The 15575-nt window shown below is 69.0% G+C and carries 17 protein-coding genes; 10 read left to right on the top strand and 7 right to left on the bottom strand.

The annotated features are described in order from the left end of the window. The first annotated feature begins 135 nt into the window (after positions 1–135). Both AB6807_RS02985 and AB6807_RS02980 read left to right on the top strand, forming a co-directional pair. Positions 136–666, top strand: a complete 531-nt coding sequence (locus AB6807_RS02985; protein ID WP_371083447.1) for a tripartite tricarboxylate transporter TctB family protein — start codon at positions 136–138, stop codon at positions 664–666. A 4-nt stretch (positions 667–670) separates the two neighbouring features. Then, a complete protein-coding gene (locus AB6807_RS02980; protein WP_116908749.1) occupies positions 671–2239 on the top strand; it encodes a tripartite tricarboxylate transporter permease in 1569 nt (522 codons plus the stop codon). 106 nt (positions 2240–2345) lie between these two features. On the opposite strand, the gene AB6807_RS02975 is transcribed toward AB6807_RS02980, so the two are convergent. The 4 genes from AB6807_RS02975 to AB6807_RS02960 form a co-directional block, all read right to left on the bottom strand. Next, complete coding sequence (locus AB6807_RS02975; protein WP_371083446.1) at positions 2346–3269, bottom strand: pirin family protein; 924 nt, start codon at positions 3267–3269, stop codon at positions 2346–2348. Between the two features lie 27 nt (positions 3270–3296). Further along, a complete protein-coding gene (locus AB6807_RS02970) occupies positions 3297–3848 on the bottom strand; it encodes a flavodoxin family protein (protein ID WP_116908747.1) in 552 nt (183 codons plus the stop codon). 60 nt (positions 3849–3908) lie between these two features. Then, positions 3909–4322: a DoxX family protein gene (locus tag AB6807_RS02965; protein ID WP_116908746.1), complete on the bottom strand. Its 414-nt coding sequence runs from the start codon at positions 4320–4322 to the stop codon at positions 3909–3911. Between the two features lie 90 nt (positions 4323–4412). Next, entirely contained in the window at positions 4413–5114 is a 702-nt protein-coding gene (locus AB6807_RS02960) for a pirin family protein (RefSeq protein WP_116908745.1), read from the bottom strand. A gap of 163 nt (positions 5115–5277) precedes the next feature. Here AB6807_RS02960 and AB6807_RS02955 point away from each other — a divergent pair, with 163 nt between their 5' ends. From AB6807_RS02955 to trmB, 4 genes are all read left to right on the top strand, one after another. Continuing rightward, positions 5278–6231 carry a LysR substrate-binding domain-containing protein gene (locus tag AB6807_RS02955; RefSeq protein ID WP_116908744.1) on the top strand — a complete coding sequence of 318 codons (954 nt, stop codon included), beginning with the start codon at positions 5278–5280 and terminating at the stop codon, positions 6229–6231. Between the two features lie 119 nt (positions 6232–6350). Continuing rightward, on the top strand, positions 6351–7460 hold the full coding sequence (locus AB6807_RS02950; RefSeq protein WP_371083445.1) for an NAD(P)/FAD-dependent oxidoreductase: 1110 nt from the start codon (positions 6351–6353) through the stop codon (positions 7458–7460). Positions 7461–7467: 7 nt separating this feature from the next. Further along, on the top strand, positions 7468–8415 hold the full coding sequence (gene gluQRS, locus AB6807_RS02945) for a tRNA glutamyl-Q(34) synthetase GluQRS (protein WP_371083444.1): 948 nt from the start codon (positions 7468–7470) through the stop codon (positions 8413–8415). A 14-nt stretch (positions 8416–8429) separates the two neighbouring features. Next, the gene (gene trmB / locus AB6807_RS02940) at positions 8430–9230 is read left to right on the top strand and encodes a tRNA (guanosine(46)-N7)-methyltransferase TrmB (RefSeq protein ID WP_371083443.1); all 801 of its coding nucleotides are present in this window, start codon (positions 8430–8432) and stop codon (positions 9228–9230) included. 40 nt (positions 9231–9270) lie between these two features. Here the strand turns inward: trmB and AB6807_RS02935 are convergent, their stop codons facing one another. Continuing rightward, on the bottom strand, positions 9271–9762 hold the full coding sequence (locus AB6807_RS02935) for an energy transducer TonB (protein WP_371083442.1): 492 nt from the start codon (positions 9760–9762) through the stop codon (positions 9271–9273). 130 nt (positions 9763–9892) lie between these two features. On the opposite strand from AB6807_RS02935, the gene AB6807_RS02930 reads away from it, so the two are divergent. Then, positions 9893–11068, top strand: a complete 1176-nt coding sequence (locus tag AB6807_RS02930; RefSeq protein WP_371083441.1) for an ABC transporter substrate-binding protein — start codon at positions 9893–9895, stop codon at positions 11066–11068. Positions 11069–11119: 51 nt separating this feature from the next. Here the strand turns inward: AB6807_RS02930 and AB6807_RS02925 are convergent, their stop codons facing one another. Next, the gene (locus AB6807_RS02925; protein WP_371083440.1) at positions 11120–11998 is read right to left on the bottom strand and encodes a LysR family transcriptional regulator; all 879 of its coding nucleotides are present in this window, start codon (positions 11996–11998) and stop codon (positions 11120–11122) included. 84 nt (positions 11999–12082) lie between these two features. Here AB6807_RS02925 and AB6807_RS02920 point away from each other — a divergent pair, with 84 nt between their 5' ends. After that, on the top strand, positions 12083–12637 hold the full coding sequence (locus AB6807_RS02920; RefSeq protein WP_371083439.1) for a GNAT family N-acetyltransferase: 555 nt from the start codon (positions 12083–12085) through the stop codon (positions 12635–12637). Between the two features lie 3 nt (positions 12638–12640). Continuing rightward, a complete protein-coding gene (locus tag AB6807_RS02915; RefSeq protein ID WP_371083438.1) occupies positions 12641–14161 on the top strand; it encodes an MFS transporter in 1521 nt (506 codons plus the stop codon). A gap of 28 nt (positions 14162–14189) precedes the next feature. Here AB6807_RS02915 and AB6807_RS02910 read toward each other — a convergent pair whose 3' ends face one another. Further along, entirely contained in the window at positions 14190–14570 is a 381-nt protein-coding gene (locus AB6807_RS02910) for a winged helix-turn-helix transcriptional regulator (protein WP_371083437.1), read from the bottom strand. A 196-nt stretch (positions 14571–14766) separates the two neighbouring features. Between AB6807_RS02910 and AB6807_RS02905 the strand changes: the two genes are divergently transcribed. Then, entirely contained in the window at positions 14767–15549 is a 783-nt protein-coding gene (locus AB6807_RS02905) for an SDR family oxidoreductase (RefSeq protein ID WP_371083436.1), read from the top strand. Positions 15550–15575 lie beyond the last annotated feature (26 nt).

Genomic DNA, 15575 nt, shown 5'->3' with positions numbered 1-15575 from the left:
TTGCAAGGGTTTCACCGGATACGCCGGTACGTGATTACACGTATTTTGAAGCCGCGCAGGGCCTTTGCGACGGGTCCGAAAGGGGATTGAAAGCCTCGATTCCTAGACTCCGCTCCTTCCCAACGAAGGAGACTTATGCAGCACCCGCACGGTGAAGATCCGGCCTCGCACGCGCTTCGGCCCGCATCGAAATTCAAGAAAGACTACTACGGCGGCGCGCTGCTGATCGTCGTCGGCCTGGCCGCCGTCTATGCCGGCATCGGCTACCGCGTCGGCGAGCTCGCGCACATGGGACCGGGCTTCTTCCCGGTCGCGCTCGGTGCGCTGCTGGCGCTCACGGGACTGCTCATCGCGGTCTCGGCGCGCGGCGACAAGAGCGACGAAGGCGCGAGCGAAGAAGCCGCTTCGCACGGCCATCCGGGCGGCATGCCCGACATTCGCGGCGGCGTCTGCATCATCCTGGGCATCCTGGCGTTCCTGCTGTTCGGCGAGTACGGCGGCCTGCTGCCCGCGACCTTCGCGATCGTGTTCATCTCGGCGCTCGGCGACCGCGACAACACGCTGACCGAAGCGCTGCTTCTGTCCCTTGCGATGTGCTTCATCGCGGTGGTCGTCTTCTGGTGGGCGCTCAAGTTGCAGCTCCCCCTGTTCCAGTGGGGAGGCTGAAATCATGATCGGTCAATCGCTACACGACCTGTGGTTCGGCTTCGGCGTGGCCTTCCAGGGCTCGAACCTGATGTGGTCCTTCTTCGGCGTGCTGGTAGGCAACCTGATCGGCGTGCTGCCGGGCATGGGCGCGCTGCAGGCCATCTCCATCCTGCTGCCGCTCACCTACGTGATGCACCCGGTGCCCGCCATCCTGATGCTGGCCGGCATCTTCTACGGCTCGCAGTACGGCGGTGCCATCGGCGCCATCCTGATGAACATGCCCTCGCACCCGCCGCATGCGGTCACCTGCCTGGACGGGTACCCCATGACCAAGCAGGGCAAGGGCGGGGTCGCGCTGGGCATCACGATGATCGCGTCGTTCTTCGCGGCGTCGTTCGGCATCATCGTGATGATCTTCGCCTCGCCGCTGCTGGTGCAGATCGCGTTCAAGTTCGGCCCGACCGAGATCTTCTCGATCATGATGCTGGGCCTGCTGGCCGGCTCCACCATGTCGCGCGGCTCGCCGCTCAAGGGCGTGGCCATGACGATCTTCGGCCTGCTGTGCGGCGTGGTCGGCACCGACGTGAACAGCGGCAGCTTCCGCTTCGCGTTCGGCCTGCCTGAACTCAGCGACGGCCTGGAGCTGGTGGCGATCTCGATGGGCCTGTTCGGCGTGGCCGACTTCCTGCTCAACGTGAACCGCATGAAGGCCATCGGCGACACCGGCACGCTCAAGCTGAGCGACATGCGCCCGAGCAAGGAAGAGCTCAAGCGCGCCTTCCCCGCCATGATCCGCGGCACGCTGGTGGGCACGGTGTTCGGCGCGATGCCGGGCACGGGCCCGACCATCACGACCTTCATCGCCTACGCGGTGGAACGCAAGATCTCCAAGACGCCGAACAAGTTCGGCACCGGCATGATCGAAGGCGTGGCGGGCCCCGAGGCAGCGGCCCACTCGAAGACGCAGGTCGACTTCATTCCCACGATGAGCCTGGGCATTCCCGGCGACGCGGTGATGGCGCTGATTTTGGGTGCGCTGCTGATCCAGGGCATCCAGCCCGGCCCGCAGCTCATCACCGAGCATCCGGACATCTTCTGGGGCCTGATCGCCTCGTTCTGGATCGGCAACGTGATCCTGGTGGTGCTGAACGTGCCGCTGATCGGCGTGTGGGTCAAGCTGCTGAAGGTGCCCTACAAGTACCTGTTCCCGGCCGCGATGTTCTTCATTGCCACCGGCGTGTACAGCACGCAGAACAGCCTGTTCCAGATCTGGGAAGTGCTGGTGTTCGGCATCGTCGGCGCCTTGCTGATGTCGCTGGAGTTCTCGGTCGCACCCATCCTGCTGGGCTTCGTGCTCGGGCCGATGGTGGAAGAGAACTTCCGCCGCGCCCTGCTGCTGTCGCGCGGCGACATGTCGGTGTTCGTCACCCGCCCGATCAGCGGCACCTTCATCGGCCTGTGCGTGCTGCTGCTGGCCGGCGTGGGCTTCTCGGCCTGGCGTGCCCGTGGCGGCCGCAAGGCGGTCGTCGAGCTGCCGAAGGCACCCGCGGGTGCGTCGCCGTCGGAGACCGTGGCCATCGGCAACGAGTGATGCGCTGACAGGGCATGGCGCGCCGCTGCGGGCGCCATGCCAAAAGAAAAAAGGCCCGATGCATCGAATGCATCGGGCCTTTTTCGTTCGCGCGAAATCGGAAATTTCAGACCGGCGTGGTGCCCGTGTCCGGCTCGCGCACGCCGAAGGGCTTGCCCGGCAGCGGAATGAACTCGGTCTCGCCGGGCACGTGGCCCATGCGCTGGGCGGCCCAGTCGGCGCCGGCCTCGAGGATGCGCTCGCGCCGGCTGGAAACGAAGTTCCAGGTGATGTAGCGCGGGCCGTCCAGCGGCTCCCCGCCGATGACCATCAGCCGCGCGGCAGCGGCCGACGTGAGCACCGCGCCCTGCCCGTCGGGCAGCACGGCCATGGTGTGCGCTGGCACCGGCTCGCCGTTCACGGCGATGTCGGCATCGACCGCGTAGACGGCCAGCTCGGGCGCCAGCGCAGGCAACTCGAAGCGACCGCCGGGCGGCAGCGCGATGTCGAGGTACACGGTCTGCGACAGCGTCTTCACCGGCGAGCGCGCGCCGAAGGCCTCGCCCACCAGCACGCGCACGTCGACGCCCTGCTCCACCAGCTCGGGAATGGCATCGGCCGGCGTGTGCTCGAAGCTGGGCTCCGCTTCTTCATGCGCCTGCGGCAGCGCGGCCCACAGCTGCAGGCCGTGGTTTACGTAGGTGTCGGCCTTCAGGCGCTCGGGCTTGCGCTCGGAGTGCACGATGCCGCGGCCCGCCGTCATCCAGTTGATGGCGCCGGGCAAGATTTCCTGCACGCTGCCCAGGCTGTCGCGATGCATCATCGCGCCCTTGAACAGGTAGGTGACGGTGGAGAGGCCGATGTGCGGGTGCGGCCGCACGTCGTGCTCGCCGCCCGGCTCTTCCGTGGCCGGGCCGAAGTGATCGAAGAACACGAAGGGGCCGACCGAGCGGCGCTGCGCCGCGGGCAGCAGGCGCCGCACCTTGAAGCCCCCGCCCAGGTCCTTGTCGTGCGGGGTGAGCAACTGGGTGTCGTGGGTGGGGTCGGTCATCGTGTTCTCCGTGGCGGGTCTTTGGAATCAGCTGCGCGATCTTGCCACCGTGGCAATGCGTTCGCCGAACGCGCGGGCCGTGTCGAGGTCGCCCTTGGGGATCTCGGCCGGGCTCGCGTCCGACGGCGACTGCGTGAGCAGGCCACCGTAGCCGCCCACGTAGTTCGTCGAGTCGCGCGTGGCCGCCTTGTTGTTGGTCGGCAGGATGCCCATGCTGACCCAGATGCCGCTGTGCTGCATGGCCAGCGTCCACAGGTAGCCCATGGTGGTGACCTTGTCGCCGTTCATGGTCGCGCTGTTGGTGAAGCCGGCAAAGAGCTTGTCCTTCCAGCCCTGCGTGTACCAGACCTTCGACGACGCATCGGCGAACTTCTTGAACTGCCAGCTCACGCCGCCCATGTAGGTGGGCGAGCCGAACACGATCATGTCGGCCGCGCCCAGCAGCTCCCAGCCGCCTTCGGGCAGGTTGCCGTCGGCGTCGATGGCGAGCAGCTGCGCGCCCGCGCTGTCCGCCACGGCTTGCGCCACGCGTTGGGTGTGGCCGTAGCCGGAGTGGAAGACGACGACGATGTTTGCCATGGTGAAGAGCTCCTGGGTCAGTGGGTCGATGGGAGGATGGGTCTGTGGGTCAGCGGTCGGTCAGCGCTTGTCGATGCTGAAGCGGCCGGGGCCGAAGGCGGCGAAGGAAAGCAGTCCGCCGGCGATGGCCATGTTCTTGAAGAACTGGATATTTTGCGTCGCGTCGGCCCAGAACTTGTGGAAGAACAGCGCCGTCGCCACCGTGAAGATCGCCATGATGAGCGCGGTCCAGCGCGTCTTGAAGCCGACCAGCAACGCAATGCCCAGGCCCAGTTCCACGACGATCGCGATCGCCGCGGCCACTTCGGGCAGCGGCAGGCCGGCCACCTTGGTGATGTAGCCGACGGTGCCCGCGAAGCCCATCAGCTTGCCGAAGCCGGCGGGAATGAACAGCGTGCCGATCAGGATGCGGCCGACCAGTGCCAGGGTGTCCTGGGCGGCGGAAAGCGCGGGGGTGGTGTTGTTGGTTGCCATGATTGAAAACTCCTCGGTTGTTGAAATGAAAAAAGCGGACAGGGGAACAGGAAAGAAGCCAGGTGCGCGCGGCACCCGGCAGGGGAAACATCAGGCGGCCAGGTCGAACACCAGCACTTCGGCGTCCTTGCCGCCGGCCAGCGCCAGCTGCGACTCGCCTTCGAGCATCGCGGCGTCGCCGCCCACGAGCTTCTGGCCGTTCACTTCGAGCTCGCCGCGCACCAGGTGCACGTAGCTCTTGCGCGCCGGGTCGAGCGCCAGGCTGGCCTTTTCCTCGCCGTCGAGCAGGCCGGCGTACAGGCGGGCGTCGGCGTTCACCGTCACCGAGCCGTCGCTGCCGTCGGGCGAGGCCACCAGGCGCAGCTTGCCGCGCTTCTCGGCGTCGCTGAACTGCTTTTGCTCGTAGCCGGGGGCAATGCCGCGCACGTTCGGCTGGATCCAGATCTGCAGGAAGTGCGTGGTCTCGTCGGCCTTGTGGTTGAACTCGCTGTGCATCACGCCGCGCCCCGCGCTCATGCGCTGCACGTCGCCCGGCGGAATGCTTTCCACATTGCCCATGCTGTCCTTGTGGGCCAGTTCGCCCGACAGCACGTAGCTGATGATTTCCATGTCCTTGTGGCCGTGGGTGCCGAAGCCGGCGCCCGCCGCCACGCGGTCTTCGTTGATCACCCGCAGGTTGCCGAAGCCCATGTGGGCCGGGTCGTAGTAACCAGCGAACGAAAAGCTGTGGAACGAGCGCAGCCAGCCATGGTCGGCATAACCGCGTTCCTGTGATTTACGGACTTGCAACATCGTGAACTCCTTGGTGGCCCTGCCCCTGGGGGGGCGCGTCGGGCCTTCGTCGTATGCCGCGCCGGATGCGCAGCGGATGTAAAGAACTTTAGGTCTGCGCCCCCTTCTGAAAGACGCCGCACTTTGATGGCACCATTCAAATAATTTGATCAATGGAGCCGCCATGCCCAGCCCACGCGACGTGCTGACCCCCGACGCCCTCTCGATGCTGCAGACCGTGGCCGCCACCGGCAGCTTTGCCGCCGCCGCCCGCGCGCTCGACCTGGTGCCCAGCGCGCTGAGCTACCGGGTGCGCCAGATAGAAGACGCGCTCGACGTGCTGCTGTTCGACCGCAGCACCCGCCAGGCCAAGGTGACCGAGGCCGGCGCCGAGCTGCTGCGCGAGGCCGACCGCCTGCTGGCCGAAATCGACGCCGTGGCGAACCGCGTGAAGCGCGTGGCCACCGGCTGGGAGCCGATGCTGACCATCGCGGTGGACAGCGTCATCGCGCGCGACCCGCTGCTCGACCTGGCCACCGCCTTCTTCGCGCTGGAGCCGCCCACGCGCCTGAAGCTGCGCGACGAGACGCTGCTGGGCACCATCGAGGCGCTGACCACCGGCGAGGCCGACCTGGCCATCGGCGCGGTGCTCGATGCGGCGGGCCTGGCCTTCACGGCCACGGGCATCCGCAGCCGGCTGATCGGCGAGCTGCGCTTCGTGTACGCGGTGGCACCGCACCACCCGCTCGCGCGCCTGCCGCAGCCGCTGAGCGACACGGTGCTGCGCCAGTACCGCGCGGTGGCCGCCGCCGACTCGGCCCGCCACGGCACGCCGATGACAGTGAACCTCATGGGCGGACAGGACGTGCTCACGGTGCCCAGCATGCAGGCCAAGATCGCCGCGCAGCTGCACGGGCTGGGCGGCGGCTTTCTGCCGGAGCCGATGGCGCGGCCGTACATCGAGGCCGGCCACCTGGTGGAGCTGAAGACCGAGCGGCAACCGCCGATGGGCACCATGCATTGCGTATGGCGCGCGCGCAGCAAGGGCAAGCCGGGGCGCGCGCTCGAATGGTGGCTGGCGCAGTTCGAGCATGAAGCCACGCGGCGCGCGCTGCTGGAGCGGCACCGGGGTCGATGAGGATGACGCACATTCGGCACCGCCGCGCTAGGGGTGTGCCCTCAGGCGAAGCCCCTGCCCGACCGATGTAGAGTGCAGACACATCCAACCGCATTCCCTCCAGAAGAAAAGAGTCCGTCATGAGCACTCGCGCCAAAGCCAAAACGGAAAAGTCGGCCAAGCCGGCTGACCGCCACCGAACCTCTTCCACAGCTTCCACCCCACGCCACTTCGCCGTCGTCGGCGCCGGCATCGCGGGCGTGGCCTGCGCCCGCACGCTGGTGCAGGCCGGCCACAAGGTCACGCTGTTCGAACGCGAGAGCGCCGCCGGCGGACGCATGGCGAGCGTGGACACCGCCTTCGGCAAGTTCGACAGCGGCGCGCAGTACTTCACCGTGCGCGACCCGCGCTTCGCGCTGGCGCTGGAAGCCACGCCCGGCCTGTGCAAGCGCTGGAGCGCCAACCTCGTGCGCGTGCTCGACGCCCACGGCCGCGTGGCCGAGGCCGCCCTGCCTTCGCTCGAGCCGCACTGGGTGGCCCAGCCCGGCATGGATGCGCTGGTGGCCCACTGGGCGTCCCCGCTGGGTGCCAGCCTGGTCACCGGCACGCAGGTGACGCAGATCGAGCCCGATGCGCTCGCCCCCCAACGCTGGCAACTGCGCACCGCGGGCGCCGAAGAATCGCAGCATGTGTACTCCGGCTTCGACGCCGTGCTGCTCGCCGTGCCGCCGTCGCGCACCCGCGCGCTGCTGGGCGACGGCAAGCTGTCGGCCACGCTCAGCCGCAAGGTGGAGCCCGTGCGCATCGCCCCCTGCTGGACGCTGATGGTCGCCTACCCGCAGGCCAACCAGCCCACCATGTCGCACCTGGGCCCGCAATGGAATGCGGCGCGCAGCACCCACCACCGCGTGGCGTGGCTGGCGCGCGAGTCGTCCAAGCCGGGCCGCGAGCCCATCGAACGCTGGACGCTGCAGGCCAGCGCCGCCTGGTCGCAGGAACACCTGCGCGACGCGCCCTCGCGCATCGAGGCCAAGCTGCTGCGCGCGTTCGCTGAAATCACCGGCATCCACGCCACGCCCGCGCACGCCCAGGCGCTGTGCTGGAGCGAAGCGCAAACGCAGGTGCCGCTGGGCACCACCCACCTGTGGGACGCCAAGGCGCGCATCGGCGTGGCGGGCGACTGGTGCACCGGCCACCGCGTGGAAGACGCGTTTCTCTCGGGGCTGTCGCTGGCGCTTGCCGTGATCTGACTGCGCGATGGGGGAGACCGGCCGTTTCGCGCCCTCGCCCACCGGGCCGCTGCACGCGGGCTCGCTGGTCGCCGCGCTGGCCAGCTGGCTCGACGTGCGCGCCCGCGGCCCGCGGGCGCGCTGGCTGGTTCGCATCGAAGACGCCGACACCGAGCGCTGCCTGCCCGGCATGGGCGAGCACATCCTCCGGCAACTGGCCGCCTGCGGCCTGCTGCCCGATGAAGCACCGGTGTGGCAAACGCAGCGCACCGCGCGCTACGAGGCCGCGCTGGCCGCCCTGCAGGCGCGCGGGCTGGCCTACCCCTGCGGCTGCTCGCGCAAGGACATTGCCGAGGCCCTGGCACGGCTCGGCCAGACGCCCGAACGCCACGGCGAGCGCGTGTACCCCGGCACCTGCCGAGACGGCCTGCACGGCAAGCCCGCGCGGGCCTGGCGCTTTGCGACGTTCAAGCTCGATGCCGCTGATGCCGTCCACGCCGTTGATGCCGTCCATGCCGACGTGCACTGGACCGACCGCCGCCTGGGCCCGCAACGACAAGACGTGCAGCACGAGGTCGGCGACTTCGTGCTGCGCCGCGCCGACGGCCCGTGGGCCTACCAGCTCGCGGTGGTGGTCGACGACGCCGAACAGGGCGTGAGCGACGTGGTGCGCGGCGAAGACCTGGCCGACAACACCGCGCGCCAGGTGCTGCTGCAGCGCGCGCTGGGCTTTCCTACGCCCAGCTATCTGCACACGCCGCTGGTGCGCGGCGCCGACGGCGACAAGCTGTCGAAGCAAAATGACGCCGCGGCGATCGACACCGGCACGCCCGAGGAAGCGCTGAAGGCCCTGGACCGCGCGGCGCAGGTGCTGGGCCTCTCGCCTACCTCATCCACCACAGCCAGCGATCGCGCCGCCGCACTGGCCGCCTGGGTGCCCGAATGGCGCGCTCTCTACAATTCGCGGCCCTCATGAACATTCCCGACACCGTGTCCCACGCCCCCCAGAACAGCCACGACCACAGCGAAGACCATGGCGACGGCCACGCTGGCGACGTGCCCGCCCCCGACAACGGCGATGCCGGCGACAGCAGCCCCGACGCGTCCAAGCTGCACCCGCTGCACCGCCGTCTGAAGAGCTTCGTGAAGCGCGCCGGCCGCACCACCGACGGCCAGGCACGCGCCTTCGCCGAGCTGGGCCCGCTGTTTCTGCTGCCCTACACGCCCGAGCCGCTCGACCTGACGGCGGCCTTCGGCGGACGTGAAGCGCCCACGGTGCTGGAAATCGGCTTCGGCATGGGCGAGGCCACCGCGCACATCGCCACGGTGCGGCCCGACACCAACTTCCTGTGCTGCGAGGTGCACGAGCCCGGCGTGGGCGCGCTGCTGAAGCGCATCGGCGAGCAGTCGATTTCGAACATCCGCATCTGCGCGCACGACGCGGTCGACGTGCTCGACCACATGCTGCAGGCCGGCACCCTGGCCGGCGTGCACGTCTTCTTTCCCGACCCGTGGCACAAGAAGCGCCACAACAAGCGCCGGCTGATCCAGCCCGAGTTCGTGACCAAGCTGGCGCAGCACCTGCGCCCCGGCGGCTACATCCACTGCGCGACCGACTGGCAGCCCTACGCCGAGCAGATGCTCGAGGTGCTGGCCGCCGAGCCGCTGCTGCGCAACACGGCCGAGGCCTACGCGCCCAAGCCCGAGTACCGCCCGCTCACCAAGTTCGAGAACCGCGGCATCAAGCTGGGGCACGGCGTGTGGGACCTGGTGTTCGAGCGCACCGCCTGACCCACCCTGACCCACCCTGCTTTGAAGCGCCGCGAGCCGCTCAGTCCTCCTGCAGGAATCTGAACGGCACGCGCATCCGCTGGCGCACCACGCGGCCGGCGGCGTCGCGGGCCGGGTCGTAACGCCACTGCGGCAGCACCGCCTTCACCTCCCTGGTGAACATCGGGTGCGACGACGATTCGATGCGCACGTCTTCCGGCTGCCCCTGCGCGCCGAGGGTGAAGCTCACCACGACGGTGCCGCCCAGTCCCGTTTTGGCGAGGTCGGGCGGATACCGCGGCACGGGCCTGCGCTGCGGAACGGGCTGGGTGACCGCTTCGGATGAGGCCTCCGAAGGTGCCGGCGCCGGCACGGCGGGCGCTTCGGCCGCCGGCATGCGAATCGTCGGCGCCACGGCCTCCTGCTGCTGAACGGGCGGCTGCGCGACCTCCAGCGTCTTCGTCGCCGGCACCGGTGCCGTGCAACCGGCCACCGCAACGGCCAGTGCGATGGCCACCGCGACGGCCACCGCGATGGCGAGCGCCGACCCCACCCCCTCGCAACACCATCTGTTTGTATTTGTGAACTGCATGGCGCCGATTCTGTGACAGCGCGTTTTCCTCGCCTTTCGCTTTGGCCTCGAAATTGCTACACTTTTTTACTACTGTTTAAGAAAGTGTCCAATGAGCACATCGCGCAGGGAATGGTTGGCGAAGGCCTTCGGAGCGACGCTGCTGGGAAGCGGCATCGGCGGTATTTCACTTTCGGCGACGGCCCAGGCCACCCGCGCCGCCGCTGCCGGCGCGCCGCGCGTGGTGCTGCTGGGCCAGTCGGTGCCGCTCACGGGCAGCGCCAGTGAAATCGGCAGCGCCTTCGCCGCCGGCAGCCGGCTCGCGGTGACCGACTTCAACGAACGCAACGCCGCCACCGGCCTGCAGCTGAAGCTGCTGCAGCTCGACGACGGCTACGACGCCGCCCGCGCCACCGCCAACGCGCGCACGCTGCTGGGCGCCAACAAGGCCGACATGCTGTTCGGCTTTGTCGGCACGGCCAGCAGCGAGGCCGGCGCCAACGTCGCCACGCAGCAGGGCAGCCTGCTGTTCGCGCCCTTCGCGGCGTCGGACAACCTGCGCGGCGCCGACCACCCCAACGTGTTCCATGTGCGCCCCGGCATGATCGACGAGGCCCTCAAGATCGTGCGCCAGTGCGCCACCGTGGGGCAGACCCGCGTGGCCCTGGTGGGCGACGACGACGCCATGGGCCGCGCCGGCCTGGCCGCTGTGGAGCAGGCCATCGCCGAGCTGAAGCTGCCCGCGCTGGTCGCCACCGCGCTGGTGCCGCCCAACGGCGACAAGCTGGACGCCGCGTTGAAGGGCGTGCAGCAGAAGTCGCCGCAGGCCATCGTGCTGGTGTCGCTGTCGGGCACCACGGCCAACGCCATCCGCACGCTGCGCAAGAACGGCTACACGGGCAACTTCATGGCCTTTTCCATCGTCGGCATCGACCCGCTCTACGCCACGCTGGGCAAGGACATCGGCGGCATCGTCATCTCGCAGGTGGTGCCCTCGCCCCGGCCCTCGGCCATTCCCATCGTCAAGGAGTACCTGGCCGCGGTGGACACCTCCGACCAGACCGCGTCGTACGAAGGGCTCGAAGGCTTCATCGCGGCCAAGGCGGCCGGCGAGGCGGTGCGCCGCGCGGGCCGCGGCTTCAACACCGCGACCCTGCAGCGCACGATGACCGCCATGACCGACTACGACGTCGGCGGCTTCCGCATCAACCTGCGCCCGGGGCTGCGCGACAACGTGCGGCGCATCGACCTGATCAGCATCTCGGCCGACGGGCGCGTGCTGCGATAGGTCCGGTTCGGCGTCTGTTCGGGGCCTGTTCAGGCCCTGCCCAGGTGCAGCTCAGGCCCCGCTCTCGACCAGCAGCTCGGTGAAGCGCTGCTGCACGTACAGCGCCGTCGCGCCCGGCTGCCGCCCCTGCAGCCACAGCATGCGCACCGACAGCCTCGGCAGCGCCAGCGACGGGCAAGGCACTTCGCGCAGCGCCTTGCGGTAGCCCTCGTAGTGCGCGATGTTCACCGGCAGCACCGCCCACCCGAGGTTGTCCGCCACCATCTCGGCGGTGGTGTAGAAGCTGTCGGAGCGCCACACGCGGGGGCTGTAGGCCACCTCGTGCACGTCGTCCGCATGCATCAGCAGCTGGCGGTGCCGCGCCAGGTCCTTGCGGCGCACGGTGCGGCCATCGGCCAGCGGATGGTCCACCGCCACGAACACGCCCTGCGGCACCGTACCGATGTGGCGCTGGTCGAAGCAGGCGCGCGCCGGCCCGCGGTCGATGTGAAAGGCCACGCTCGCGCGCTCCTGCTCCACGTAGTCCGCCACCTCGGTGGCCGTGCCGTTGAGCAGCGTGAGCTCCAAGCTGGGGAATTTCGCAGAAAGCTCGCGCATCAGTGTTGCGATGGCGGTGTACGGCAAGGCTTCGTCGAGCGCCAGCGACAGCGCCGCCTCGCTGCCCGCGTTCAGGTCGCGCGCACGCTGGTCGAGCTGCTCGGCCTGCCGCAGCAGCTCGCGCGCCTCCAGCAGCAGCACCTGCCCCGCTGCCGACAACTGCGCGTTGCGGCGCGAGCGGTCGAACAGCGCCACGCCCAGGTCCACCTCCAGCAGGCCGATGGCGGTGCTCACGGCCGACTGGGCCTTGCCCAGGTGGCGCGCCGCGGCGGAGAACGAGCCGCAGTCGGCGGTGGTCACGAACTGGCGGAGCTGGTCGACTGTCCATTCCATGTGGGGCCCTTTCTCTCTCTTGTCATCAATTATTCAGATGGATTTCATCTTTATTCATCCATTTTAATGGCGCAACATGGCGCCATGTCCATTACCCGCAATCCACTCATCCTCGCCACTCCCGCCGCATCCTTCGACATCACCTGGTGCCACGACCCTGCCCAGGCGCAGGCCATCGTCGATCTGTTCCTGCGACAGCTCAGCCCCCGCTACATCTCGCACGGCGAACTGCAGGGGCCACGCGCCGTCGCCCCCGGCGAATGGTGCGGCGACCTGCCCGAGGTGCTGCTGGCCCAGGTGCGCAACGCCCTCGCCCAGCCGGCGCACGGCGCAACCCAGCTCATCGCGACCGCGCACAGCGCCGGTTCGCTCGCCGGCATCGCTTTCGTTTCCATCGACGAAGCTCAGGTGGCCGCGCGCGCCTTCGCCACGCTCGACGACCTTGTCGTCGATGCGCCCTTCCAGCGCCACGGCACCGGCCGCGCGCTGTTCGACTGGGTCTGCGCCGAGCTGCGCCTGCGCGGCATTGCGCGGCTCTTTCTCGAAAGCGGCATCGACAACCAGCACGCGCATCGCTTCTTCGAGGCACGCGGCTGCACGCCCGTGTCCGTCACGATGCTCAAGGAACTGGAGCGCTGAGCCATGACGAACCCGACAAGAAAGTGGCTCACGCTGGCCATCGTTTCCATGGCGCTGCTGCTCATCGTGGTCGACATGACGGTGCTCTACACGGCGCTCCCCACGCTCGTGCACGACCTGGGTGCATCGGCCTCGACGAAGCTGTGGATCGTCAATGCCTACACCGTGGTGGTCTCCGGCTTTCTGCTGGGCATGGGCGCGCTGGGCGACCGGCTGGGCTACCGGCGCATGTTCGTCGCGGGGCTGGCCGTGTTCGGCGTGGCGTCGCTGTGCGCGGCCTATGCGCCCAGCGCGGGCGTGCTCATCGCGGCGCGCGCGCTGCTGGGCGTGGGCGCCTCAATGATGATGCCGGCCACGCTGGCCATCATTCGCCTGACCTTCGCCGACGAGCGCGAGCGCGCCGTGGCCATCGGCGTGTGGGCCTCGGTGGCCTCCGGCGGTGCCGCGCTGGGGCCGGTGGTCGGCGGCGTGCTGCTGGAGTACTTCTGGTGGGGGTCGGTGTTTCTCATCAACGTGCCGGTGGTGGTGGCGGCGCTGGTGCTCACGCTGTGGCTCATTCCGGCGCACCGCAAGGGCGCCGACGCACCGCGCCGGCCCTGGGACTTCGTCGGCTCGTTGCAGGCGCTGGCGGCGCTGGTCTGCCTGGTGCTGACCATCAAGGAATTCGCCAAGGCCTCGCCCTCGTTGGCCATGGCCGCGGCCACCGGCGTGCTGGCGTTGATCGCCATGGTGCTGTTCGTGCGGCGCCAGCGGCGCAGCGCGGCGCCGCTGGTGGACTTTCGCTTGTTCCGCAACCCGTACTTCTCGGGCGGCGTGATCGCGGCCATCGTCGCATCGGTGGCGCTCATCGGCGTCGAGCTGGTGTTCAGCCAGCGGCTGCAGCTGGTGGCCGGCTTCACGCCGCTGCAGGCGGGCCTGGCGATCCTGCCGATTCCGCTGGCCGCGTTCGTGGCGGGGCCGTTGGCGGGCCTGCTGCTGGCGCGCACCGGGTCGCGCCCGATCATCCTGGCGGGCCTGCTCACCACCGCGCTGGCGCTGTGCGCGCTGGCATCGAATGCCGACGTGCAAGGCCTGGGCAAGCTGGCCGTGCTCGTGCTGCTGGGGCTGGGCGTGGGCGCCACCATCACGGCGGCGTCCAACGCGGTGATGAACAACGCGCCGCTGGAGAACGCGGGCATGGCCGCCTCCATCGAGGAGGTGTCGTACGAGCTGGGCGGCGTGCTGGGTGTGTCGCTGCTCGGCAGCGTGCTCTCGTGGCGCTACACGGCCGCGCTGGCCATTCCCGACGGGCTGGGCGCGCCCGCGTCCGCCAGCGACGGCATCGACGCGGCGCTGCTCGCGGCGGAGTCGATGCCGGCGCACGCGGCAACGCAGCTCGTCGCGCTCGCGCACACGGCGTTCGACCAGGCGTTCTTCGCCGTGATGGTGGTGGCCGTGCTGATCGTCGTGGCCGCGGCATGTGCCGTGGTGGCGCTGGGGTGGCGAGCCCGGCCGCGGCCGTCGGCGGCCGAAGGCTGCGCGTGACGACGCACCCCGAGCGGCGCGACGCGACCTAGGCCTGGGCGGCCTTCGCGTCGAATGCGCGCCGCGCGCGCTCGACTTCCTCGAGGTTGTCCGACGCCCACACCCACACGCCGCAGAACGCGCCGCCCAGGCTCAGGCCGAGCGGCGTCAGTTCGTATTCGACCCGCGGCGGCACCACCGGAAAAATGGTGCGCGTGACCAGCCCGTCGCGCTCCATCTGGCGCAGCGTCTGCGTGAGCATCTTCTGGCTCACGCCGGTCACTTTTTCGGCGAGGCGGCTGAAACGCAATGGCGCGTCTTCGGTCAGCACCTCGAGCGTCAGCATCGTCCACTTGTCGGCCACGCGATCGATCAGGTCATGCGCCAGCATGGTCAGGCGCGGGTCGATCGGGCCAGCGGGGCGCTTCACGGCGTAAGACCTGGCGCGGGAGATTTCCTCCTTGGTGAAACGCGATTTGACAGATGAAGACGTAGTCGGCGCAGCTTTCATTTCACACTCTCTTTTGGGTGGGTATCAAACTTTCCGGTGCCTTCTGTTCAACGGAGAGCATTAATTCTAGGATGCAGCCATCCCCCTCCACCAGCGTCCACCAGCGATACACACCATGCAACTGCGTCAACGAACCATCCTCATCACCGGCGGCACGAGCGGCATCGGCTTCGAGCTGGCGCGCCAGCTGCTGGCCCGCGGCAACACAGTCATCATCACCAGCCGCGACGCCGCCCGGCTCGCCCAGGCGCAGCAGCGCCTTCCCGGTTTGCACGGCTTCGTGAGCGACGTTGCAGACCCTGCCTCCATCGCGGCGCTCTGCGCGAGCGTGACGGCACGCTTCCCCACGCTGGACGTGCTCGTGAACAACGCCGGCATCATGCGCAAGCTGGTTCTCAACGAGGCGCGCCGGCTCGAAGACGTGACGCGCGAGCTCGACGTGAACGTGCGCGGGCCCATGCAGATGGTGCAGCAGTTCCTGCCGCACCTGAGCGCGCAGCCCGCGTCGGCCATCGTCAACGTGTCGTCCGGACTGGCCTTCGTGCCGCTGGCGATATCGCCCATCTACAGCGCCGCCAAGTCGGCCCTGCACGCCTACACGCGGGCATTGCGCATGCAGTTGTCGGGCGGCACGGTGAGCGTCTTCGAGATCGCGCCGCCGGGCGTGGAAACGCCGCTGCTGCGCGGCGAGTTTGAAGCCGAGATGCAAGGCACCAAGGGCATGCCGGTGGCGCAGCTGGCGCGGCGCGCCATCGAAGGCATCGAGCGCGGACAGACGGAGATTCGCCCCGGCCTGGCCAACGTGCTGATGCTGATGAGCCGCCTCGCGCCCGAGTTCATGTTCCGGCAGATGGGGCGGATGATGAAGCCCAAGGCGGCCGCGCCCGCATCGGCGTAAGCAACATGGCACGGGCCACGCCACGC

The sequence above is a fragment of the Variovorax sp. RCC_210 genome, assembly GCF_041355175.1.
GTDB lineage: Bacteria > Pseudomonadota > Gammaproteobacteria > Burkholderiales > Burkholderiaceae_C > Variovorax.
This window is presented reverse-complemented; position numbering and strand designations above follow the sequence as displayed.

Coding starts and splice junctions, on each gene's coding strand:
- AB6807_RS02960 (WP_116908745.1), bottom strand. CDS start 5,114: ATGTTGCAAGTCCGTAAATCACAGGAACGCGGTTATGCCGACCATGGC.
- gluQRS (WP_371083444.1), top strand. CDS start 7,468: ATGGGGGAGACCGGCCGTTTCGCGCCCTCGCCCACCGGGCCGCTGCAC.
- AB6807_RS02980 (WP_116908749.1), top strand. CDS start 671: ATGATCGGTCAATCGCTACACGACCTGTGGTTCGGCTTCGGCGTGGCC.
- AB6807_RS02905 (WP_371083436.1), top strand. CDS start 14,767: ATGCAACTGCGTCAACGAACCATCCTCATCACCGGCGGCACGAGCGGC.
- AB6807_RS02965 (WP_116908746.1), bottom strand. CDS start 4,322: ATGGCAACCAACAACACCACCCCCGCGCTTTCCGCCGCCCAGGACACC.
- AB6807_RS02970 (WP_116908747.1), bottom strand. CDS start 3,848: ATGGCAAACATCGTCGTCGTCTTCCACTCCGGCTACGGCCACACCCAA.
- AB6807_RS02915 (WP_371083438.1), top strand. CDS start 12,641: ATGACGAACCCGACAAGAAAGTGGCTCACGCTGGCCATCGTTTCCATG.
- AB6807_RS02955 (WP_116908744.1), top strand. CDS start 5,278: ATGCCCAGCCCACGCGACGTGCTGACCCCCGACGCCCTCTCGATGCTG.
- AB6807_RS02985 (WP_371083447.1), top strand. CDS start 136: ATGCAGCACCCGCACGGTGAAGATCCGGCCTCGCACGCGCTTCGGCCC.
- AB6807_RS02930 (WP_371083441.1), top strand. CDS start 9,893: ATGAGCACATCGCGCAGGGAATGGTTGGCGAAGGCCTTCGGAGCGACG.
- AB6807_RS02920 (WP_371083439.1), top strand. CDS start 12,083: ATGTCCATTACCCGCAATCCACTCATCCTCGCCACTCCCGCCGCATCC.
- AB6807_RS02975 (WP_371083446.1), bottom strand. CDS start 3,269: ATGACCGACCCCACCCACGACACCCAGTTGCTCACCCCGCACGACAAG.
- AB6807_RS02950 (WP_371083445.1), top strand. CDS start 6,351: ATGAGCACTCGCGCCAAAGCCAAAACGGAAAAGTCGGCCAAGCCGGCT.
- AB6807_RS02925 (WP_371083440.1), bottom strand. CDS start 11,998: ATGGAATGGACAGTCGACCAGCTCCGCCAGTTCGTGACCACCGCCGAC.